The sequence below is a fragment of the Pseudaeromonas paramecii genome (genome assembly GCF_039540575.1).
Taxonomy (GTDB): domain Bacteria; phylum Pseudomonadota; class Gammaproteobacteria; order Enterobacterales; family Aeromonadaceae; genus Pseudaeromonas; species Pseudaeromonas paramecii.
Window position 1 is genome coordinate 14,826 of record NZ_BAABFC010000004.1, and the last position, 21,957, is coordinate 36,782.

At 62.4% G+C, this 21,957-nt stretch carries 22 protein-coding genes and 1 pseudogene; 8 read left to right on the forward strand and 15 right to left on the reverse strand.

The window, feature by feature from the left end; genetic code table 11:
* Position 1: 1 nt before the first annotated feature.
* Positions 2 to 1,009, reverse strand: a complete 1,008-nt coding sequence (glpX, locus tag ABD847_RS03810) for a class II fructose-bisphosphatase (RefSeq protein ID WP_345010209.1) — start codon at positions 1,007 to 1,009, stop codon at positions 2 to 4.
* A gap of 225 nt (positions 1,010 to 1,234) precedes the next feature.
* Here glpX and ABD847_RS03815 point away from each other — a divergent pair, with 225 nt between their 5' ends.
* Positions 1,235 to 2,263, forward strand: coding sequence for a porin (locus ABD847_RS03815; protein WP_345010211.1), 1,029 nt, complete (start codon positions 1,235 to 1,237; stop codon positions 2,261 to 2,263).
* Between the two features lie 41 nt (positions 2,264 to 2,304).
* On the opposite strand, the gene can is transcribed toward ABD847_RS03815, so the two are convergent.
* From can to ftsY, 5 genes and pseudogenes are all read right to left on the reverse strand, one after another.
* Complete coding sequence (gene can, locus ABD847_RS03820) at positions 2,305 to 2,970, reverse strand: carbonate dehydratase (protein ID WP_345010213.1); 666 nt, start codon at positions 2,968 to 2,970, stop codon at positions 2,305 to 2,307.
* Positions 2,971 to 3,070: 100 nt separating this feature from the next.
* A complete protein-coding gene (gene rpoH, locus ABD847_RS03825; RefSeq protein WP_345010215.1) occupies positions 3,071 to 3,925 on the reverse strand; it encodes an RNA polymerase sigma factor RpoH in 855 nt (284 codons plus the stop codon).
* A 278-nt stretch (positions 3,926 to 4,203) separates the two neighbouring features.
* Entirely contained in the window at positions 4,204 to 5,163 is a 960-nt protein-coding gene (gene ftsX / locus ABD847_RS03830; protein WP_345010217.1) for a permease-like cell division protein FtsX, read from the reverse strand.
* Positions 5,160 to 5,828: a cell division ATP-binding protein FtsE gene (ftsE, locus tag ABD847_RS03835; protein ID WP_345010219.1), complete on the reverse strand. Its 669-nt coding sequence runs from the start codon at positions 5,826 to 5,828 to the stop codon at positions 5,160 to 5,162. The genes ftsX and ftsE overlap by 4 nt, the downstream gene beginning before the upstream one ends.
* Positions 5,829 to 5,831: 3 nt before the next feature.
* Positions 5,832 to 6,773: pseudogene (gene ftsY / locus ABD847_RS03840) on the reverse strand (signal recognition particle-docking protein FtsY); the annotation flags it as partial.
* 318 nt (positions 6,774 to 7,091) lie between these two features.
* On the opposite strand from ftsY, the gene rsmD reads away from it, so the two are divergent.
* Positions 7,092 to 7,688 (forward strand): 16S rRNA (guanine(966)-N(2))-methyltransferase RsmD, encoded by a 597-nt coding sequence (gene rsmD, locus ABD847_RS03845; protein ID WP_345010221.1) that lies wholly within the window; start codon positions 7,092 to 7,094, stop codon positions 7,686 to 7,688.
* A complete protein-coding gene (locus ABD847_RS03850) occupies positions 7,685 to 7,978 on the forward strand; it encodes a DUF1145 domain-containing protein (RefSeq protein WP_345010223.1) in 294 nt (97 codons plus the stop codon). The genes rsmD and ABD847_RS03850 overlap by 4 nt, the downstream gene beginning before the upstream one ends.
* A 6-nt stretch (positions 7,979 to 7,984) precedes the next feature.
* Here ABD847_RS03850 and ABD847_RS03855 read toward each other — a convergent pair whose 3' ends face one another.
* The 4 genes from ABD847_RS03855 to ABD847_RS03870 all read right to left on the reverse strand — a co-directional run bounded on the left by ABD847_RS03855 (position 7,985) and on the right by ABD847_RS03870 (position 10,469).
* Entirely contained in the window at positions 7,985 to 8,569 is a 585-nt protein-coding gene (locus ABD847_RS03855; protein ID WP_345010225.1) for a YhgN family NAAT transporter, read from the reverse strand.
* A gap of 70 nt (positions 8,570 to 8,639) precedes the next feature.
* The gene (locus tag ABD847_RS03860) at positions 8,640 to 9,275 is read right to left on the reverse strand and encodes a LysE family translocator (RefSeq protein ID WP_345010227.1); all 636 of its coding nucleotides are present in this window, start codon (positions 9,273 to 9,275) and stop codon (positions 8,640 to 8,642) included.
* A gap of 71 nt (positions 9,276 to 9,346) precedes the next feature.
* Positions 9,347 to 10,141, reverse strand: a complete 795-nt coding sequence (locus tag ABD847_RS03865) for an AraC family transcriptional regulator (RefSeq protein WP_345010229.1) — start codon at positions 10,139 to 10,141, stop codon at positions 9,347 to 9,349.
* An 85-nt stretch (positions 10,142 to 10,226) separates the two neighbouring features.
* On the reverse strand, positions 10,227 to 10,469 hold the full coding sequence (locus ABD847_RS03870; RefSeq protein WP_345010231.1) for a YecH family metal-binding protein: 243 nt from the start codon (positions 10,467 to 10,469) through the stop codon (positions 10,227 to 10,229).
* Positions 10,470 to 10,722: 253 nt separating this feature from the next.
* Between ABD847_RS03870 and ABD847_RS03875 the strand changes: the two genes are divergently transcribed.
* Positions 10,723 to 10,875, forward strand: a complete 153-nt coding sequence (locus ABD847_RS03875; RefSeq protein WP_345010233.1) for a hypothetical protein — start codon at positions 10,723 to 10,725, stop codon at positions 10,873 to 10,875.
* A 1,310-nt stretch (positions 10,876 to 12,185) separates the two neighbouring features.
* Here the strand turns inward: ABD847_RS03875 and fabR are convergent.
* The 4 genes from fabR to ABD847_RS03895 form a co-directional block, all read right to left on the reverse strand.
* On the reverse strand, positions 12,186 to 12,800 hold the full coding sequence (gene fabR / locus ABD847_RS03880) for an HTH-type transcriptional repressor FabR (protein ID WP_345010235.1): 615 nt from the start codon (positions 12,798 to 12,800) through the stop codon (positions 12,186 to 12,188).
* A gap of 156 nt (positions 12,801 to 12,956) precedes the next feature.
* A complete protein-coding gene (locus tag ABD847_RS03885) occupies positions 12,957 to 14,390 on the reverse strand; it encodes an MltF family protein (protein WP_345010237.1) in 1,434 nt (477 codons plus the stop codon).
* A 142-nt stretch (positions 14,391 to 14,532) separates the two neighbouring features.
* On the reverse strand, positions 14,533 to 14,823 hold the full coding sequence (locus ABD847_RS03890) for a DUF406 family protein (RefSeq protein ID WP_345010239.1): 291 nt from the start codon (positions 14,821 to 14,823) through the stop codon (positions 14,533 to 14,535).
* Positions 14,824 to 14,909: 86 nt separating this feature from the next.
* Positions 14,910 to 16,958, reverse strand: coding sequence for a S9 family peptidase (locus tag ABD847_RS03895; protein ID WP_345010241.1), 2,049 nt, complete (start codon positions 16,956 to 16,958; stop codon positions 14,910 to 14,912).
* A 148-nt stretch (positions 16,959 to 17,106) separates the two neighbouring features.
* On the opposite strand from ABD847_RS03895, the gene ABD847_RS03900 reads away from it, so the two are divergent.
* Genes ABD847_RS03900 through ABD847_RS03910 form a run of 3 tightly spaced genes read left to right on the forward strand, consistent with a single transcriptional unit; the run spans position 17,107 to position 19,967 of the window.
* Complete coding sequence (locus ABD847_RS03900) at positions 17,107 to 17,703, forward strand: NAD(P)H-dependent oxidoreductase (RefSeq protein WP_345010243.1); 597 nt, start codon at positions 17,107 to 17,109, stop codon at positions 17,701 to 17,703.
* On the forward strand, positions 17,704 to 19,590 hold the full coding sequence (locus ABD847_RS03905) for a monovalent cation:proton antiporter-2 (CPA2) family protein (protein ID WP_345010245.1): 1,887 nt from the start codon (positions 17,704 to 17,706) through the stop codon (positions 19,588 to 19,590).
* On the forward strand, positions 19,587 to 19,967 hold the full coding sequence (locus ABD847_RS03910; RefSeq protein WP_345010247.1) for a SirB2 family protein: 381 nt from the start codon (positions 19,587 to 19,589) through the stop codon (positions 19,965 to 19,967). Before ABD847_RS03905 ends, ABD847_RS03910 begins: the two co-directional genes overlap by 4 nt.
* Before the next feature lie 523 nt (positions 19,968 to 20,490).
* On the opposite strand, the gene ABD847_RS03915 is transcribed toward ABD847_RS03910, so the two are convergent.
* The gene (locus ABD847_RS03915; RefSeq protein ID WP_345010248.1) at positions 20,491 to 20,919 is read right to left on the reverse strand and encodes a TOBE domain-containing protein; all 429 of its coding nucleotides are present in this window, start codon (positions 20,917 to 20,919) and stop codon (positions 20,491 to 20,493) included.
* A gap of 186 nt (positions 20,920 to 21,105) precedes the next feature.
* Between ABD847_RS03915 and ABD847_RS03920 the strand changes: the two genes are divergently transcribed.
* Positions 21,106 to 21,942 (forward strand): TOBE domain-containing protein, encoded by an 837-nt coding sequence (locus ABD847_RS03920; protein ID WP_345010249.1) that lies wholly within the window; start codon positions 21,106 to 21,108, stop codon positions 21,940 to 21,942.
* Positions 21,943 to 21,957: the final 15 nt, after the last annotated feature.

Consider the following 21,957-nt stretch of genomic DNA (forward strand, 5'->3'; position numbering starts at 1 on the left):
CTTAGCGAAACAGTTGCTGGATCTCGGCGTCCTTGCGCTCCAGATAATGGGTGGAGTGGATGCGCCGTATGGTGCGGGACTTGCCGCGGATCAGCAGGGTCTCGGTGGTGGCCAGCACGCCGTCACTGGTGATGCCCTCCAGCAGATCGCCCTTGGTGATGCCGGTGACGGAGATGATGACGTTGTCGGTCTTGGACATCTCCTCCAGCCGGTAAACCTGGCCCACCTGAATGCCCATCTTCTGACAGCGCGCCAGCTCTTCCGCCCCCAGGCGGCGATTCTCTTCGGAATCGCCCTTCACCTCGTGACGCGGCAACAGACGCCCTTGCATGTCACCGTCCAGCGCACGAACCACGGCGGCCGAAACCACCCCTTCCGGCGCGCCACCGATGCAGTAGAGCATGTCCACCTCGTTGTCCGGCAGACAGGTCAGTACGGAGGCGGCCACATCGCCGTCGGGAATGGCAAAGACCCGCACGCCCATCTGCTGCATCATGGTGATGGCGGCTTCGTGACGGGGCTTGGCCAGGGTAATGACGGTCAGCCGGCTCAGCGGCTTATCCAGCGCCTGAGCAACCCGTTGCAGGTTCTCTTCCAACGGCAGATTGAGATCGATGACGCCCTTGGCCTTGGCCCCGACAATCAGCTTCTCCATGTACATGTCCGGCGCCTTGAGGAAGCAGCCCTTGTCGCCAGCGGCCAATACGGCCACGGCATTGTTCTGCCCCATGGCGGTCATGCGGGTGCCGTCGATGGGATCCACGGCGATGTCCACGCCGTCCCCGCCACAACCGACCCGCTCACCGATATACAGCATGGGCGCCTCGTCGATCTCCCCTTCCCCGATGACGATCTCGCCATCGATTTCGATCTGGTTGAGCACGAACCGCATCGCGGCCACGGCGGCACCATCGGCGGCATTCTTGTCACCACGACCCAGCCACTTGTAGCCAGCCAGGGCGGCCGCTTCGGTCACGCGGGAAAACTCAATCGCCAGTTCACGTCTCATTTGTTCGTTTAACCTCATCTGCGGTTGGACGCGGCATTTTATCACAGGGCAAAACCTTTGCGCCCCTGTTTAGTCCGGCCAATCTGGGTATCTCAGGTGGCCTATGCCACCCAGGCACAACCATAAAAGCTTCACAACCATGTAACCCAAGTGTCATGACCACCCCCTAGCATCTGCCCTCGCATTAACCCTCTTTTGCGTGACCCACATCATTAAGGAAATAAGATGAAAAAGTTCAGTGCCGTTGCCATCGCCCTGTTGGCCGCCACCAGCGCCCACGCTGCCGAAGTATTCAAGTCTGATGCCAATGTCGTAGACCTGTATGGCCGTGTCTATGCCGGTCACTTCTTCGGCACCAAGGACGAAGTCAACTCTGACGGTGACAGCATCAAGGATCACAGCGCCAAGATCGGTGCCAACCAATTCATCCGCTTTGGTGCCAAGGCTACCAGCGACATCGGCAACGGCCTGTCTGCCCTGGCCCAGTACGAAGCCCAGTTCAACATCGGTGACAGCGAAAAGACCGTGAAGGACAACAGCGGCAACCTGCGCACCCGTCTGGCCTTCGCCGGGGTGAAGGCCGATGCCGGCACCGTCACCTTCGGTCGTCAAAAGGGTTCTTTCGCATCCATCGCAGACTGGACCGACGTGGCCCTGTCTGATGGCTACGGCGCCGAAGCCATGGGCGACGGCACCGACAACTTCGCCACCGACCGCGCCGCGTCTGTACTGAAGTATGCCGGCACATTCGGTGGTTTCGGTCTGGAAGCCAACTACAAGTTCGACGGTTCCAATACCGAAGATCAAAGCGACAAGAGCAATGCCGCCGCCTACGGTCTGGCCGCGTCTTACACCCTGGACATGGGCCTGAGCCTGGGCGCCGCCTACACCCTGGGTCAACGTGACGTGGGTGACGATGCCAAGATTTGGGTAATCGGTGCCAAGTTCGACAACAAGGCCCTGTACGCAGCCATCAACTACGCCGACGGCACTGACTTCCTGAAGAGTGGCACCGACAATACCGGTCTGGAAGCCGCTGTGGGCTATAACTTTGCCAATGGTGTCGGTCTGATGGCCGTTTACAACAAGGGCGATAAGGATGTCTCCGGTACCTCCACCGACACCGTCGACTACTTCACCCTGGGCACCCAGTACAAGTTCAACAAGCAGCTGCGCGTCATCGGTGAATACCGCTTCAACCAACTGGATGGTTACAAGGATGACTTCCAGCTGGCCGCACGCTACGACTTCTAAGTCTGACGCACCACAAAAAAGGCCCCTTACGGGGCCTTTTTCTATTTACCGCTACTGTGGTACTGGCTGACGATCTCCTTGGAGGAGCGGTAGACGTCCGGGATCTGATCCACCCCGCTTAAGGTGATGTCCAGATCCCGCAGCAGACCATCCTTCAGACCATAGATCCAACCGTGAATGGCCAGCTCCTGGCCCCGCTTCCAGGCATTCTGCACTATGGTGGTGTGGCACACGTTGGCCACCTGCTCCAGCACGTTGAGTTCACACAGGAAGTCCTGGCGCTCCTCCTCGCTCTCGATGGCTTCGATCTGCTCACGGTGCTTGAAGTAGACATCCTTGATGTTGCGCAGCCAGTTGTCGATCAGGCCATGTTCGGCATTGCGCATGGCGGCCATTACACCGCCACAGCGGTAGTGGCCGCAGACGATGATGTGTTTGATCTTCAGCACGTCCACCGCGTACTGCAGCACGGAGAGACAGTTAAAATCGGTGTGGATCACCAGGTTGGCGACGTTGCGGTGCACGAACACATCGCCGGGCAACAGGCCCAGCAACTCGTTGGCCGGCACCCGGCTGTCCGAGCAGCCGATCCACAGGTATTCCGGCGCCTGCTGGGCCGACAATTTTTCGAAGAAGGTGGGATCTTCGGCCTTGATCTTCTCCGCCCACAGGCGGTTTTGTTCAAACAGATGACTCAAGAGCTGCATGGATCTTGTCTCCTCAACTAATGGGATCCGACGGCCAATCCCGGCCCTCGGGCTAAAAAAAAGGCCTCGCTACGAGACCTCTTTTTTGCACGGCTGGTGCCTAGGCCTCCAGCACGCCTTTCAATTTGTTCATGGCGTTCTTTTCCAACTGGCGAACCCGCTCCGCCGACACGCCATAGTGATCCGCCAACTCCTGCAACGTCAGCTTATTATCATCCAACCAGCGGGCCTGAATGATATGCCGGCTGCGTTCATCCAGCGCCTCCAGGGCATTGGACAGCCGGTGCATGGCGTGATGCTCCCAGTTGTCGTGTTCGAAGCTGGCCGCCACGTCAGAGGACTTGTCCTCCAGATAATGCACGGGGGCAAAGCTCTCGCCTTCGTCGTCGTCCAGAGCGTCGAAGGCCTGATCCTGGCCGCTCAGGCGGGCCTCCATCTCGGTGACCTCGCGGGCTGAGACCCCCAGCTCCTCCGCCACGGCCTCCACCTCTTGCTGGGTAAACCAGCCCAGACGCTTCTTGGCCTTGCGCAGGTTGAAGAACAGCTTGCGCTGGGCCTTGGTGGTGGCCACCTTGACCATGCGCCAGTTGCGCAGCACGTACTCGTGGATTTCGGCCTTGATCCAGTGCACGGCGAAAGAGACCAGGCGCACCCCCACGCTGGGATCGAAGCGCTTGACCGCCTTCATCAGGCCAATGTTGCCTTCCTGGATCAGGTCGGCCTGGGGCAGGCCATAGCCGGCATAACTGCGCGCTATGTGCACGACGAACCGCAAATGAGACATAACCAGCTGGCGGGCTGCATCCAGATCGCCATCTTGCTGCAACCGCTCAGCCAGCGCCCGCTCCTCCTCGGCCGTCAGCACCGAGATGGTGTTCACGGCTTGGATGTAGCCCTCGAGGCTACCTTGTGGAACCAGGATCAGGTTGTTCTGCATCGCTATTGCTGTACCCATTTTGATTGCTACCTCACCATACCAGGCGCCCCGGCCAGACTGGCTGTTACTCCGCCCATGCGACGGCGCCGTTGTGGATAAGCATATATACAAAAAAAGGGGGGAACCCTCAAGTCCCCCCGAAATGCATGATATGTCTGGCTTTGCGACGATCCATGCGGCCAAGTCAAAGAGAAGCGAATCTCCAAAACTCAGAATTAACCCTCACTTAGTAAGAGTGTCAGCCTGCCGCAAAAGTTCCATTGAGTATGGAAATATTTTCAAAAATGTCTCGTCGTCTACGGATTGGCCGGCTCGATCTGGCGAATATGGCGCCAGACGGAAATCATTGCCGCTACCACGCCCAACAGCGCCGACAGCAGCAGCAAGCCCAGGCTGTCGCCCAGCCCCAGCCCGCTCAGACGAAAATCACTGTGGTACAAGGCTGCCAAAGCCTGCACCTGGGCCTCGCTCCACAGCACCAGCACCTCGGTCAGCCACCAGGCCAGCATGCCGCCGATGAGGCCATACCAGAGGCCCATGTAGAGGAAGGGGCGCTGAATGAAGGCGTCGGTGGCGCCCACCAGTTTCATCACCTCGATCTCGGCCCGCCGCCCCAGGATATTGAGGCGCATGGTGTTGGCCACGGTCAGCAAGACACCGATCAGCATCAGGCCACCAAACGACAACAGAGCATGACGGATGAGACCGCTGATGCGGTTGAGCCGTCCCAGCCACTGCAGATCCAGCTTGGCCTGCTCCACCTCCGGCAGGTCGGAGAGACGCGCCAGCAGCTGTTCCGCCGCCGCCGCGGTACGCTGGGCCTCGGCAGGCACCAGCTCCAGCACAGGCGGCAGGGGGTTCTGGCTCAGCAGACTCAGGGCATCCTCAAACCCCGAGAGGGCGGCGAATTCCTTCATCCCGGCCTCGGGCGAGATGTAGCGCACCGAGGCGATGGCCGGATCGCCGTTGAGCTGCTCGGTGAGCTGGGCAATGCCGCTGTCGTTCACCGACTTGTGCAGGAACAGGGTGATGCGCCCCCCCTCCTGCCACTGACTGGTCACCTGACTGGTATTCTGCAACATGACCCAGAAGGTGGCCGGTAGGGCCAGACTGACGCCGATGACCGCCAGGGTAAGCAAGGAGGCGAAGGGAGCCCGCCAGATGTCGGCCAGGCTGCGGCGCGCCTCCTGACGGTGATGATAGAGCGCCTGACGCAATGTGCGAAGCCAGCCCTGGGTGTGACGCTTGCGGTTCATGCGACCTCCCCATCGGACACCAGACGCCCCTCGTGCAGCCTGAGGGTACGCTGACCACTGCGCGCCACCAGCCCAAGATCATGGGTGGCGATGAGCACAGAGACCCCCACATCGTTAAACATGCGGAACAACTGCATGATGTCCCGAGCCAGATCCGGATCCAGGTTGCCGGTGGGCTCATCCGCCAGCAGCAGAGCTGGCTTGTTGACGATGGCCCGGGCGATGCCCACCCGCTGCTGCTCGCCGCCGGAGAGCATCAGGGGCAGACAGGCCGCCTTGTCGTGCAGACCCACCTTGTCGAGGGCCGCGGAGACCCGCTTCTGGATATCCTGCTGGCTATAACCGTCGATGACCAGCGGCAGCGCCACGTTGTCGAACACCGAGCGGTCCATCAGCAGGCGGTGATCCTGGAAGATGATGCCGATCTGGCGGCGGATATAGGGAATGTCCCGTCGCCCGATGCGGGAGACATCCTGGCCGTGGAAGAAGATGCGCCCGGCGCTGGGACGCTCCATCACGCTGATCAGCTTGAGCAGGGTGCTCTTGCCGGCCCCCGAGTGGCCGGTGAGAAAGGCCATCTCCCCCTTGCGCAGGTGGAAGTCAACCTTCTGCAGGGCCTGATGGCCGCCGGAGTACACCTTGCTGACCTGCTCGAATCGGATCATGGCTTAGGCTTCCTGGCTGAAGAGGGCCGCAATGAAATCGTCGGCCTGGAAGGGACGCAGATCCTCGATCCCCTCACCGACGCCGATGAAGCGGATGGGGATGCCGAACTGATCCGCCACCGCGAAGATGACCCCGCCCTTGGCGGTGCCGTCCAGCTTGGTGAGGGTGATGCCGGTCAGGCCCACCGCCTCGCCAAACAGCTTGGCCTGACTGATGGCGTTCTGGCCGGTGCCGGCATCCAGGGTCAGCATCACCTCGTGGGGCGCCTCCACGTCCAGCTTCTTCATCACCCGGACTATCTTCTTCAGCTCTTCCATCAGGTGATTCTTGTTCTGCAGCCGACCGGCGGTGTCGGCGATCACCACATCTATCTTGCGGGCCCGGGCCGCCTCGATGGCGTCATAGATGACGGAGGCCGAGTCGGCCCCGGTATGCTGGGCGATCACCGGTATCTGGTTGCGCTCCCCCCAGACCTGCAGCTGCTCCACCGCCGCCGCCCGGAAGGTGTCCCCGGCGGCCAGCATCACCGACTTGCCCTCGGCCTGCAGCTGCTTGGCCAGCTTGCCGATGGTGGTGGTCTTGCCCACGCCGTTGACCCCGACCATCAGGATGACGAACGGCTTGTGCTGACCCTCGATCACCAGGGGCTGATTCACCGGCTGCAGAATGGCGTTCATCTCCTGCTTGAGCAGCTCCAGCAGGGCCTCGGCATCCTTGAGCTGCCGCAGGCTGGCCTGAGAGGTCAACTTGTCCATGATGCGGCTGGTGGTGGCCACCCCCAGATCGGCGCTCAGCAGCTGGGTCTCCAGCTCCTCGAACAGCTCGTCATCCAGCTGCTTGCCACGAAACAGCGCCACAAAGCCCGCCCCCAGGTTCTCCCGGGTACGCTTGAGCCCTTGCACCAATCGGCTGAACAAGCCGGCGCGCTTGGGCTTGTCCTGGGTTACCAGCAGGGCCGGATCCAGGGCCGGCGCCTCGACAGTGCTTTCTTGCTCGGCGTCAGCCTGGAGCGCCGCCGGCACGTCGACCTCCGGCTCACTGACGTCAGACGTCGGTGCCGAGGAGGGAACCACCACTTCGGGCTCGGTCGGGGTGTTCGCCTGCTCTTCCGACGCTTTGCCGCCGCTCAACCAGGAGAAAAATCCTTTCTTGGCCATTAAACGTACTCACTTGACTGGCGGGGCTGCTACACTAGCCGCCCCCTAGGCTTTAGGTCACAAATAGGGCGCTTATACTATCACTTTTTTAGATGAAGAAACGCGATGCCTCCTCGTAAACCTCAACGGGCTGCCGCCCCAACCGCCGGTGGCGGACGCAGCGGATTCATTCGCCTGATCAGCGGACAATGGAAGGGACGCAAGCTACCGGTGCGGGATGTGGAGGGGCTGCGCCCCACCACGGACAGGGTCAAGGAAACTGTGTTCAACTGGCTGGCCGGCGACGTGCGGGGCAGCCGCTGTCTGGACCTGTTTGCCGGCAGCGGCAGTCTGGGATTTGAAGCACTCTCCCGCTACGCCGACTGTGTGATCATGATTGAGCGGGACCCTGGTGCCGCCCGCCAGCTGCAGCAGAACCTGCAACAGCTGGGCTCCAGCCAGGCCGATGCCCGCCAGTGGCTCAGCGGCCCGGCCCAGCCGTTCGACCTGGTGTTTCTGGATCCGCCGTTTCGCCAGGATCTATTACCCCAGATCTGTCAGCAGCTGGAGCAAGGCGGCTGGCTGGCGGATCAGGCGCTCATCTATCTGGAGCGGGAGCGGGAAGGCGCGGCACCTGAGCTGCCGGCCAACTGGCAACTGATCAAGGACAAGCAGGCCGGCCAGGTCTGTTATCAACTCTATCTGCGAGAGGAACGCGCATGAAGCTAGTGCTGTGGCTGGCCAAGATCATCATTCTGGGGTTCTGGTGTGGCGCCGTCTGGTTCACCCTGCATCCCCTGCCCGGCAAGCTCAGCCTGCTGCTGCCGGTGTTCGCCGTGCTGGTGCTGCTGGTGCATGGCATCCAGGCTGCCATCATGACGCTGGTGGCCAAGGATGTGATGCCCCTGCGCCGCTGGGATTACCTGTCGCTCCTGCTGTTTGGCTTCTTCGCCATGCTGGAGTTGCGGGATCGCCTGCTGGCCGCCAGCCAATCCCGCCCCCCCAAGCCCTAAGGCGGACTAGTGCAGGTACTGCTGGGCGCCGTCCAGCAGCATCTGCACCGAAATCATCACCAGCAACATGCCCATCAAGCGCTCCATGGCCCGCAACAAACGTTCCCCCAACAACTTGTGCAGCTGTTCGTAGAACATCAAGATCACGGCGCTGGCCCCCCAAGCCATCAGCAGGGCCAGGGTCCATTCCCCCATCTGATGCGGATACTGGTGGGCCAGCAGCAGCAGGGCCGCCAGGATCGAGGGGCCGGCCATCATGGGAATGGCCATGGGCACAATGAAGGGCTCCTCCCCCTCCGGCAGCCCTGTGATACTGCCTTGCCCCGGGAAGATCATGCGGATGGCGATGAGGAACAGCACTATGCCACCGGCGATGCTCACCGCCTCCTGCTTGAGATTCAGCAGGTTGAGCAGCTCCTGACCCAGAAACAGGAACAGCATCATCACCACCAGGGCGATCAGCAGCTCGCGGATCATCACCTTGCGGCGCCGCTCGGCCGGCAGGGTCCGCAGCATAGACAGAAACACTGGTAAATTGCCGACCGGATCCATGATCAGGAAGAGCATGACCGCCGCCGTGATGATATCCATTCGAAATCTCGCTTGTTGACCCGATAAAATGTCGGCGGACTATAGCAGAAAGCCCTCTGACTGACAGCCATCAGACCGGCCATCCCGCCGCCAGCAGCTCCCACAACAACCCGGCCCCCAGCAGCGCAAACAACCCGGCGCACAACCGATGGAGGGGACCATAGAGCCTGGCCAGGCCCGCCTGTACCCGCCGAGTGGAGAGACCCCAGGCCAGCAGCCCAAACCACAGGCCGGAGAGCACAAACAGCTCCAGCGCCAAGCCGATGCGCACCGGCAGGCCCACCTCGGGCCGCACCATGGCCGCCACCAGGCCGACAAAAAACAGCAGTGCCTTGGGATTGAGCAGGTTGGTGGCCAGACCCCAGCCCAGACCCCGCCGCCAGGAACCAGACTCCCCCGCCGCCACCCTGCCGACCTCGGCGGGCAGACTCGCCGCCTGCCAGGCGCCCTTGGCCAGCCATAGCAGATAGAGGGCGCCGACCAGGCGTACCAGGGCAAAGAGGCCGGGAGCCTGGGTCAGCAGCAGGCTCAGACCGGTCAGGCTAAACAGGGCGTGCAGCAAGATGGCCAGGGAAATGCCGAGGGCAGCCCCCAACGCCAGGGGACGACACAGGCAAGTCCTCAAGATCAGGGCAAAATCAGGGCCCGGGCTGGCCAGGGCCAGCAGGTGAACGGCCCCCAGGCCGACAAACAGACTCAGATACATCACAGACTCCGCTAATGGATGACGGCCTCAGTCTGTCTGAGCGGCCTGGGCCGGGCTTGTAACTTATTGACTCAGGCGCGGATCTGCTGGCGATAGCCGGCGGGAGTCAGGCCGTAGGCCTGGCGGAAACCGTGATGAAAATGGCTCTGATCGAAAAAGCCAGCCGCCAGCGCCACCTCGGCCAGCGGTCGTCCCAGGCCCAGTTGCCCCTTGGCCCACTCCAGCCGCAGGCGCTTGAGCCAGGCATAGGGCGTCATGCCGGTGCGCTGCTTGAACTGGCGCAGAAAGACAAAGCGCTCCAGGCCCAACAGGCCCGCCAGATCGGCCAGGGTGTGCCGCTGGTCCAGGTGAGCCAGCAGATAGTCCCGCAAGCAGCGCAGCTGCGGATCGGCTAGGGCCGTCCCCGCCGCCGGCAGGCAGAACAGCTCCGCCAGCAGGCTCATCAGCCAGCCCTCGGCCTGCAGCGCCTCGGCATGAGGCGACTCGAGATAGGTGTGTAGCCGGGCGAAACCAGCGTACAGCGACTGGCTTTGCTGCAGGGGCGCATGAAAGAAGCGCTCCCGCCCCTCGGGTAACCAGCGGGCCAGTGCGGCTGGCGGCAGGGAGAAGACCCGCACCTGATAGCCTTCCGGCAGCAGGCTGAGGCCATCATGCACCTCATCCGGATTCACGGTAGATAGGCGGCCCGCCACCAGCTGATGACGATTGCCTTTATGGATGAACTGCTGACAGCCCTGCTGCACCAGGCCGATGTGGTAGTCCAGATGGACATGCCGGCCATAGCTGAAGTTCGTATGGTGGGAGCGACACAGCTCCACCCCGGGTAACAGGGGAGAGTGCCAGTAATGAATGGTTTGGGTGGTCATGGACTATCTATAACACGACAGGGCAAGCGCGCCTTGTATGTTATTGCAGGGTGACGCCCAGCCAGGAGGACGTCACCCCAGGGTCTCAATGCTGGCAGATGCGCTCGGCCTCGGTATTGAACCCCTCGCCCTGGGGCACAAACTTGCCCTTGACCTGCAGGAAGTCGATCAGCGCCGCCGCATCCATCCCCTCGGCACTGCAGGTGTGAAAACGGGCCTCGGCACCAAATTTCGCCTCAATGGCCGCCTGCAGGCTTTGCTTGGAGAAGCTGCCGCCCAGCTCCAGCATCATATGCATGACCTCGTGGCCGTGAATGGATTCGCTCATGGTGACTCCTCATGGGTGCAATTAAAGACAGGCAAGATGAAAAAAGACACAATAGATGCATATATTACGCATCTTCTAGCGTCTGTCACCCCCCCTGGCCGATAAAAACAGCACGCATGTCCCCGATTTTGGCGATCCGGCTCACAGCCTGCCGGCAAACTGCGCCCAAGGATGAAACTTTTTCGCCAACCGGCAGCCTGATTACCTATTACGCCATTCGGGCAATCCTTGCCCCACAGTCGCAGGAGGAAGCATGGAACACGGCATCTACAGTTATCTACCCGCCATCGAGATCATGATGTGTCATCTGGGAATGAGCTTCGACGAAGCCTGTGAGGAGATGGGCTTGTCCCAGGCGGAGCGCCAGAGCCTGACCCAGCTGCAATCCGAATGTCAGCCGGACTAACGCAACACAGAGCGATCTGAGTCACCCAGTCAGACCGAGGCGGTACACTCCTGGCCATCGGCCTCACCCCTGTGTCGAGGGGCCTCTAGCCCCCATCGCCTGCCTGTTTGACTATCGGGCCTGTGACGACCGGCTCAATCTCCCCAATACCAGCCGGGCCCAAGCCCAACCGCTCGAACAGCCAAGTCGACAAGGCACCGGATGGATTAAAGAGAAAAGACACAGACCAGGGTCAGCGGATACCGTCACCCAACAGCCCATAGCGCCTCATGAAAGAAGAGAAATGGCTTAGCGCCGAGAGAGAAAAGGCGCCCGGACTTGTTCGGACGCCCATAAAAGAGCGGGGGCGACTTGCGTCGCCCCCTAAGGTCTTAGTCGTTCTGTTCCCTGAACAGCATTGCTCCCTGCAATCCCTGACTAAGCTACTCCTTTAGTCTTTCCACTTCCCAATCCCTTGGGGTGTCCTTGTTGCCATCCTGGCCAAGCACGTCATCCCGACGGCCTGTTCTCTCCCTCCTGGGAGGTGTCCCTTACCACATCCTGTGGTGTTCCTTTCGCCTTACCCTGGCAGCCAATCTTCCTGATTGACTTCAGTGCGTCCCGGCAAGACCCATACTAAGGATTTAGACCTGGCTCACAAGTCCCTCGCCCCTGCCGCCGACAGGAGCCACCACGAAAACGAAGGATTCATTTACAATAAAATCAATGCATTATCTTAATTGTCAGCATAAAATGCTACGCGAGAAAAACGTTTTTACCCACACGCGCCATGGCAAATATCCTACACGCTGCCATGGCAAATCCGCCGGGCAATCCCGCAGCGGAATCGGCCGGACGGACAAAAAAGAACGGGGGCGACTCACGTCGCCCCCGAAGGTCTTTGTCGCTCTAGTCCCTGAACGGCATTGCTCCCTGCAATCCCTGACTAAGCTATTCCGTTAGTCTGTCCTGTTCCCAATCCCTTGGGCCATCCTGGTTACCATCCTGGCCAGACACGTCATCCTGACGGTCTTTCTCTCCCTCCTGAGGAGGTGTCCCTGACCACATCCTGTGGTAATCCTTGCGCCTTACCCTGGCAGCCAATCTTCCTGACTGACTTCTTCAGTGCGTCCGACAGCTTTAATACTAAGGTTTCCAGCCTGGCTCACAAGCCCCAGCCGACCTGCCGCTGACGCCCCCTCGACTTGCTCACCTAGAAATATTATTAATTATCAATGCGATAAAAAAGCATGCGCCAGAGGCGTGCCGCAGAAAAACGTTTTTCCGCACAATAGGTAGGGCAAATGTCTTACAGATGGACGGGGTGGAATTCAGGGGGCGGACGGTGCGGCCTGCATGACGGCGGCGCCGCTGACAATCATCCGCAGCTGGCAGATCAGGCGTTCGGCCAGCAGGGCCCGTTCCGGCTCGCTCATGTCCAGCGCCTCGGCACCTGAGCTGAACACCAGAGTCACCATGCCCTCCGCCAGGATGAAGGCCACCTCCTGGGGATAGCCGGTCTGGCGCTGCTGATACTCCGCCAGTTCGGCGATGAAGTGCTGGATCTCCCGCTGCACCGCCTGACGAAAGGCCGGCGAGGTACCGGAGCGCTCCCGCAACAGCAGCCGAAAAGCGTTGGGGTTCTTGTCGATGAACTCCATGAAGGTGAGGACCGAGGTGCGGATGACGCTGCCACCGGTGGCGATGCGCTGGCGCGCCTGACGCATCAGCTGACGCAGGGTGAGGCCCGCCTCGTCCACCAGGGTCAACCCCAGCTCTTCCATGTCGCGAAAATGACGGTAGAAGGAGGTGGGGGCAATGCCCGCCTCCCGCGCCACTTCCCGCAGGCTCAAGTTGGAGAAACTGCTGTCGGCGCTGAGCTGGCGAAAGGCGGCCTGGATCAGGGATCGCCGGGTCTTCTCCTTCTGCTCTGCTCTGATGCCCATCTCGTCGTTCTCCTGCCCGCAAAAGAGCGCAGATCATACTCGTTTCTGGTGAGGCCGGCAGCAAGGCTTGACAGTTTTTACTGTCCCGACCACATCTGGAGAGCCGGAAACAAGACGGCGGCCCAGGGGCCGCCGTCTTCAGGACTCGTTGCGGGTCTACTGACGCTGAGCCAGACGCCGCTCTGCCATCAGCTCGTAGCTGCGCCGGTAGGCCACGTAACGCAGTGTGATGTCGGTGACATAGCGAACCGTCTCACTGCCTATCCGGCTGGCAGCCAGCTGCTCCACGTTGTCGAACCAGACGTTGGGATCCAGCCCCTGCTTGGCCGCTTCCGCCCGCAGGCCGGCGATGCGGTTCGGGCCGGCATTGTAAGCCGCCAGGGTGAAGAAGTAGCGGTTCAGATCATCCATGTCCGGATCGGTAAAGAATTCATCCCGCAGCTGGGCCAGGTACTTGGCCCCCGCCAGGATATTGTTCTCGGCCGAGCCGATATTGCTCACCTTCAGGTGACGGGCGGTGGCCGGCATCACCTGCATCAGGCCCACGGCCCCCTGACTGGAGCGGGCACCGCTATCCAGGTTGGACTCCTGGTAGGCCTGGGCCAGCAGCAGCAGCCAGTCGAAGTCATATTTATCGGCATACTTCTGGAACAGGGGGGCGTAGCGGGCATAGCGACCATCCCGCCAGCCCAGATCATCCGGCGTGCTGGCGGCGTGCCGGCGGGCCAGTTGAACCGGCTGGGAAAGATAGCGCCGGTACAGGGCCTCCCCCTGGCTGGTGCCCTGGCGGTAGTTCACCAGGAAGGCATTCACCGCCTCGGCCAGTTGCGGGCTCTGCTTGCGAAACGCCCAGGCCAGCTCGCCATTCTCCCGCAGGCTCACCGCCTTGTGCAGGGTCAGGTTGTGGAAGGTCCCCTGCCACAGGGCGGCCTTCTGGCTGTCCACCACCGTGTAGGGCAGACGACCTTCGCTCACCTGTTGCAGCAGATCCACATCCTGCAGGGATTCATCCACCGTCTCGATGTAGACGGGCGCCAAGCCCTGGGCCGCCAGCTGCTCGTTCAACCGCAGCAGGCTGTCGTAATAGCTGGCGCTGCGCCGCACCCAGACCCGCTTGCCAGACAGCTCACTGAGCCGGGTCAAGGGGCGCATGCCCTGGCCGCTGACCAGCCACTCATGGATGCCCTGATAGACAGGCTCGGAGAAGTCCACCAGGGCGCGGCGCGCCTCGGTGACCGTGCTGTTGGCGATCACCAGATCCCCTTGCCCATCGGCCAGCATGCTGTAGAGCTGATCGCTGCGCACCGGGATGAAAACCACGTTGAGCTTGAGCTTTTGTCCTTGGAAATAGCGCTTGTTCAGCCATTTCTCAAAGGCACGAGCCTGCTGCACACTCAGCCCATCCTGCATCCCCTGGTTGAGGAAGTAGTAGGCGTTGTCATAGGCCACCAGCACCCGCAACACCCGCTCGTCCAGCAGCTGTTCCAGATCCCCCTTGATGATGCGGGGCGCCTGGTCCAGCGGCATGGCCCACAGCGGCGTGGCCAGCACTAGCAGCAACAACAGGGTCAATCGTCGGTATCGGTTCATACAATGTCCGCGTTTCGGCCCTCGAAAGCGGCGCATTTAACCCTAGGCAAGCTGAACAGAAGCTGAACAAAAGGGGGGGTGTGGGTGTAAAGAGGGGTAAAAATAGACAATCAGGGCCCGAACGGGCCCCGATTTGGGCGGATTAGATGGCGCGGGCGCGCATCTCGAAGATCAGTTTTTCGGCGGTGCAGGTGAACTGCAGGGCCGCATTCAGCACCCCAGTTTCGGCCTGCCATTGCTGCTGGATCACCACTGCGTCACAGACCTGTTTGGCCAGAGCAGCGTACTGATCCAGCCGCGCCAGGGCGGCCTGCTCGCTGTCGGCCTCAATGGGCAGCAGCAGGGTTTCATCCCCTTCGCCGATGATGGTTCCCACCTCGGCGTAGCAGCCGCAGGCATCGCAACACTCTTGAACTTGTTCGGTAACGGACATGACATTCTCCTTCGCTTTACCGTCGAACGGCCCGTCAGCCCTGCACCAGGGCCCAGAAGATAAGGCCGCACAGCCTGTGTGTCATCTTAGCCGCTGATGCCGGCCAGATGAAGCATAAAGGCATACTCCCGGGCCAAATCCTTCAGTTGGGCATAACGACCCGATTGACCACCGTGCCCGACCTCCATATCCATGCACAGCAAGAGCCAGTTGGAGTCGGTCTTATGGGCCCGCAACTTGGCCACCCACTTAGCCGGCTCCCAGTACTGCACCTGGGAGTCATGGAAGCCGCTCACCACCAGCAGGTGGGGATAGGCCTGGGCCTTGACCTGGTCATAGGGGCTGTAGGACTTGATGCGCCAATAGTCTTCCTCCTCCCGCGGATCCCCCCACTCGTCGTATTCGCCGGCGGTCAACGGCAGGCTCTCATCCAGCATGCTGGTGAGCACATCCACGAAGGGCACGGCCGCCACCACCCCAAGGTAGAGATCCGGGCGCTGATTCATCACGGCCCCCACCAGCAGGCCACCGGCACTGCCGCCCAAGGCAAATACCCGCTTGGGATCCCCCAGGCCGTCGGCCAATAGCCCCTCGGTCACATCGATGAAGTCGTTAAAGCTGTTGGCCTTGGACTCCAGCCGGCCCTGTTCGTACCAGTGGCGCCCCAGCTCCTCGCCACCGCGCACATGGGCGATGGCATAGATGAAGCCCCGATCCAGCAGGCTCAGGCGGGCAGCGTCGAACTCGGGATCCTCGCTCAGGCCATAGGCGCCGTAGCCGTACACCAGCAGGGGGGCCTGACGCAGATCCGCCAGATCCCGACGATAGACCAGGGAGACCGGCACCTGGGCACCGTCGCGGGCCGGCAGCAGCAGGCGCTGGCTGGTGTAGGCCTCGGCATCGAAATGGCCCAGCACCACCTGCTGCTTGAGCAGGCGTTGCGCGCCGCTGGCCAAGTCCAGGGCGTAGAGGCCGGCCGGCCGGGTCATGGCGCTGTAGCCGTAGCGGCACTCGCCACTGCCGGGGCATGGGTTGAAGCCCAGCCAGGTCACGTAGGCGGCATCGGCAAACTGCAGGGTGCGTACCGGTTGCCCCTGGGCGTCCAGCTGGCGCAACCGGGTGAGGCCAGCCACCCGCTCCTCCACCAAAATGGCACTGTCGAACAGCTCGAAGTCCTGCAGCAGCACGGTGTCCTCCGGCCCCAGCAGGGTCTGCCACTGGCTTGGGCTGGCCTCCGCCGCCCGGTAGAGGCCAAAGTTGGCGCCATCGCGGTTGGAGCGGATGATCCAGTGACCGGCCAGATGGTCGAGGTAATACTCGTGGCCCTCCTGGCGCGGCAGCAGGCAGAGCGGCTGGCCCTCGGGGGCCGCCGTGGGCAGGCACCAGACTTCGGTGGTGAGGGTGCTCTCCAGGCAAATCAGCAAAAAGTGCTCTGAGCGGCTCAGATCCAGACTCAGGTAAAAGCTGTCGTCCGTCTCCTCATAGATGAGGCGATCCTGCGCCTGGGGCTCGCCCAGGGTATGGCACCAGAGCCGGCAGGGCAGCAGGGTCTCCTCATCCAGGGTGACATAAAACAGCTGCCGGCTGTCCGCCGCCCACACCAGCTCGCCGCTGGTGTTCTCCAGCACATCCGACCGCCACTCGCCATCGGCCAGATCCCGCACCTGCACGCGGTACTGGCGCCGCGCCCCCAGATCCTCGCTCACCGCCAGCAGGCGGTTGTCCGGGCTCACCGCCAGGCTGCCCAGCTGATAAAACGCCTGCCCCGCCGCCTGGACGTTGGCATCCAGCAGCAGCTCGGGCTTGGCCTCCAGATCCGGCAGCCGCTCGTAAATAGGGTGTTCTGCGCCGGCCTCGAAGCGGTGGCGATACCAGAAGCCCCGCAGCCAATAGGGCACCGACAGTTCGGTGGGCTGCAAGCGGCCCGCAATCTCGTCGTACAGGGTCTGCTGCAGTGGCTGCGTCTGCGCCAGCACCGCCTGGCTGTAGGCGTTTTCCGCCTCCAGATAGGCCCGCACCTCCGGGTCCTGACGACTGTCGTCCCGCAGCCAGAACCAGGGGTCCTGGCGCAGGTCACCGTGCTGCTCGTGGACATGGGGGTGGCGGGGGGCCAGAGGCGGTTGAATTCGAGTCATACGGCACTCATTGCTGGGGAGGAGAGACAAGGCGCTCATGCTAGCAAAGGTCATCCGACAACCCCAGCGCAACCGGTGGCTGCGGTAGGCAAGCCGGGCAATTCCTGCTAGCGTGATCAAGTAGATGTAGACCCGGATCCCTAAGTCGATGAAGAAAGTGCTCGTCCTGTTCGCCCACCCCAGTTTCAACCGTTCCGTGGCCAACAAGGCCCTGCTGGCCACCCTGCGCCAGATGGAAGGGGTGACGATACACGACCTCTATCAGCAGTATCCCAGCATGTTCATCGACCCGGCCCGGGAGCAGCGCCTGCTGCGGGAGCATGACATCATCGTCTTCCAGCACCCCTTCTACTGGTATTCCAGTCCCGCCATCCTCAAGGAGTGGATGGATCAGGTGCTGGAATACGGCTTCGCCTTCGGCCCCGAGGGCCGCGCCCTGCATGGCAAGCTGCTGCTGTCGGTGATCACCACGGGCGGCAGCCGCGAGTCCTACGACCCCCACGGCCACAATCGCCATCCCATCACCGACTACCTGCTGCCCTTTAAGCAGAGTGCCTGGCTGTGCGGCATGCACTGGCTGCCGCCCTTCGTGGTCTATGCCTATCACAGCCTGTCGGACGGCGAGCACCTGCCGGTGGTCACCCGCCAGCTCCGCCAGCTGCTGCTGGCCCTGCAGGAAGATCGGCTCACCCTGGCCCAGTGCCAGCAGGCCCATACCCTCACCGATCTGCTGGAGGTGCTGTAAATGGAGCATGGTCTGCTGCTGAGCGCCTTCATCTTCCTGAGCGCCGCCGTCATCTCGGTGCCCATCGCCCGTCGCCTGGGGCTGGGTTCCGTGCTGGGCTACCTGATCGCCGGGGTGCTGATCGGCCCCTTCCTGCTGAATCTGGTGGGGGACGCCAACCACGTGATGCACGTGGCGGAGTTCGGCGTGGTGTTGATGCTGTTTCTCATCGGCCTGGAGCTCAAACCGGCCCTGCTGTGGCAGCTCAAGGGCCCCATTCTGGGGGCCGGCGGCAGTCAGGTGCTGCTCACCACCGCCGTGGTGGGGGTGGTGGCCCTGGTGCTGGGCCTCTCCTGGCGCCAATCGGTGGCCGTGGGCATGATACTGGCCCTCTCCTCCACCGCCATCGTGCTGCAGAGCCTCAACGAGCGCCGCCTGTTGAAGACGGAGGCGGGCCAGACCAGCTTCGCCGTGCTGCTGTTCCAGGACATCGCCGTCATTCCCATGCTGGCCCTGCTGCCCCTGTTGGCCACCCAGGCGCCGGCGGAGCTGAGCAATACGGTGGGCGGCTGGCAGGATGGCCTGCTGGTGGCCGCTGTCATCTTCGGCATCGTGCTGGGGGGCCATTACCTGATGCGCCCCGTGTTCCGCTTCATCGCCCAATCCGGCATGCGGGAGATCTTCGTCGCCGCCGCCCTGCTGCTGGTCATCCTCATCACCTTGGCCATGCAATGGGTGGGGCTCTCCCCCGCATTGGGCACCTTCCTGGCGGGGGTGGTCTTGGCGGAGAGCGAGTACCGCCATGAGCTGGAAGCCAACATAGAGCCGTTCAAGGGGCTGCTGCTGGGCCTCTTCTTCATCTCGGTGGGGGCCGGCATCGACTTTGACCTGTTTGCCGAGCAGCCGCTGATGGTGCTGGGGCTGCTGGGGCTGCTGCTGTTCATCAAGTTCGCCGTGCTGCAGGGGGTGGGGGGCATCTCCCGTCTGACCCCGGGCCACCGCTGGACCTTCGCCCTCTCCCTGGCCCAGGGCAGCGAATTTGCCTTCGTGCTCTTCTCCTACGCCGGCCAGGTGAACCTCTTCTCCCGCGCCCTCACCGATACCCTGATCCTGGTGGTGGCCCTCTCCATGGCCCTGACTCCCTTGTTGCTGATCCTGAACGAGCGGCTGATCCAGGGCCGCTGGCAGCGGGAGCAGGAGGCCCCGGAGGCCGACACCATAGACGACAACGACAACCCGGTGATCATCGTCGGCTTCGGTCGTTTCGGGCAGATCGTCGGCCGCCTGCTGCATGCCCACGGCATCGGCACCACGGTATTGGACAACGACGTGGGCCACATAGAGATGCTGCGAAAGCACGGCTACAAGGTGTTCTACGGCGATGCCGACCGGCTGGATCTGCTCTACGCCGCCGGCGCCCACAAGGCCCGCCTGCTGGTGGTGGCGGTGAGCAACCAGGCCAAGTCTGTCGCCGTGTGCGAGCTGGCCCACAAGCACTTCCCCCAGCTCAAGCTGCTGGTGCGGGCGGTGGACCGGCCCCATGCCCACCAGCTGCTGCAGCTGGGGGTGGACATGATCTACCGGGAGACGGTGGGCTCGGCGGTGGATCTGGGGGTGGCGGCCCTGCAGTCCCTGGGCATCCGCGCCAATCAGGCCTGGCGGGCCGGCCAGACCTTCAAGCAGCATGACGAGAAGCTGCTGCGGGAGCAGACCGCCTTCCTCGACGACGAGAACATGTACATCACCAAGAGCGTGCAGTATCGCCACATACTGGCGGAGATGCTCAGAGCCAACCAGGAGGACAGACGCAGCGAGCTGATGTCTGCCTGGGAGAACGATCTGGAGGAGCAGACCCGCCAACCCCACCCCGATGATCCACCCGAGAATGAGCCAAAGGAGCCCAGATGAGTTACCTTGCCCTAAAACATGCCCACGTGTTGTTTGTTGTCGTGAGCCTGCTGCTGTTCGCCGGCCGCTGGCTGACGGGCCTGCTGGGAGGTAACTGGCGCCGCCGCCGCTGGCTGCGCATCCTGCCCCATATCAACGACACCCTGCTGCTGAGTGCCGCCGTGGCCATGGTGCTGCAGATCCACCGCTACCCCTTCGTCAACAGCAGCGTACTCACCGCCAAGGTGCTGGCCCTGCTACTCTACATCATACTCGGCCACAAGGCCCTGGCCCGGGGTCGCTCCCTGGCCGGCCTGGGCTGGGGGCTGGCCGCCCTGGCCAGCGTCGGCTATATCATCGGGGTGGCGGTCACCAAGCAGGTGCTGCCCTGGGCCTAACCCCCTTGCATCCCAAATAACAAACGGCGCCTCGGCGCCGTTTTTGTTCCGCCCCAATGAATAACCCTGGGCGCCACCATCAAGACAATGCGGGTATATGACTTCGCCAGTCCAGGCTGTTTATCCGTATCCCAAACAACGCTCTGCTCTGTATCAGACGGATCTCAGGAGTTTGCTAACCCTATCCCATCCCTTGCCGCTGACTGAGGAGAGCGCCGCGGCTCGGTCGCGAGGCAGGGAAGCCGAGCGAGTTATCGCCGTGTCGGGAACTCGTCGATAACGACCGATAAGCCGAGGCGCTGGACGAGGGAACCCGAAGGGTCAGCGGGTAGGGATTGCCGGGGATTGCCAAGGGGGACGGCACAGTCCCCCTTGGCCCGCCACCGCCAAGCCGAACCATGAAAAAGCACAGAAGCGGGCAAGGGCGGGACGGACAACAGACGACTCGAAACAACCAGAGCCGATAAAAAGCACAGAGGTGATATACCCCTCACTTGAAACAGCCCCTTCTGGGGCTAACCACTCAGACCGGTACGCCCAGGATCACCTGGCTGGCCTTGAACAGCACGCTGGCGTGCTTGCCGGCGGTCAGCTGCATCTCGGCCACCGCCTCGTTGGTCACCACCGCCTTCACCTGGCTGCCGCCGGGGAGGGTCACCACCACCTCGCTGTTCACCGCGCCGGGCACCACGGCGGAAACGCTGCCGCTTAAGTGGTTGCGGGCGCTGAAACGCAGGCCGCTCTCGTCCGCCAGCACCATGATGCCGGGCGCCTTGACGAACGCCTTGGCGACCTTACCCACCGCCAGCCCCAGGGTCTTGACGCTGGTCTCGGTGACCACGGCGACGATAGTGTCGCCACCGTCTGTGGTCAGACTCACCTCGGCATGAACCGGGCCTTCGGTGATGGCACTGATTTTGCCTTCAAATACGTTACGGGCGCTGATGCTCATGGGGAACTCCTTGTGAAGAATGCGCAAGCGATGCACGGACGCCACCGGCGTTATGCTGAGAAAAACATATCGAAATCAAGTGACTTCAAGGGGAGACTACGCCTTGGCGCCATATGATTACCAGCATAGCGACCCGGTTTATTGGTTTTGCAGTAAAACCGCCAAACCCGTTATATAGGACACAACATGTCGACATCTTCCCAACCACCCCGTCTGCTGGGGGAGCTGAAACTCTGTACCGAGGTGGGCCCCTTCCTGGGGGACACCCGCATCCGTCTGCTGGAGGCCATCGACCGGCTGGGCTCCCTTAGCCAGGCGGCCAAATCCCTGCCGCTGTCCTACCGCGCCGCCTGGGATGCCCTGGATGACATGAACAACCTGGCCGAGTCGCCTCTGGTGATCCGCACCACAGGCGGCAAGCAGGGCGGCGGTACCCAGCTCACCCCCTATGGTCGGCAGATAGTGGCCCTGTTTCGTGCCATGGAGGCGGAATACCAGCAGACCCTGGCCAGGCTGCAACAGGCCCTGCCCAAGCCGGATCCCGCCGGCGGCCCCGCCGAGGTGCGGGATCTGCGCCGCCTGATCCGCCGCCTCTCCTTGAAGAGCAGTGCCCGCAACCAGTTCATCGGCACCGTGGTGGCCATGCGCACCGGTCCCGTGGACTTCGAGGTGAGCCTGGAGCTGGATGACCGGCAGCAGATCCACTCGGTGATCACCCGGGAGTCCGCCGAAAGCATGGGGCTGCAGCTGGGCGGCGAGGTGTACGCCCTGATCAAGTCCCACTCTGTGCTGCTGGTGACCGAAGCCGGGCTGCGGCTATCGCCGCGCAACCAGCTGTGGGGCGAGATCACCCGCATCCACAACGGGCCGGTGAACAGCGAGGTGGTGCTGGCCCTGCCCGGCGGCAAGCACCTGTGTGCCGTCATCACCCGGGGAAGCGTGGATCAACTGGGCCTCACCGAAGGCATGGCCGCCTGCGGCGCCTTCAAGGCCTCGGCCGTGTTACTGTGCAGTCACGATTAACAGGACGTTCCTCAC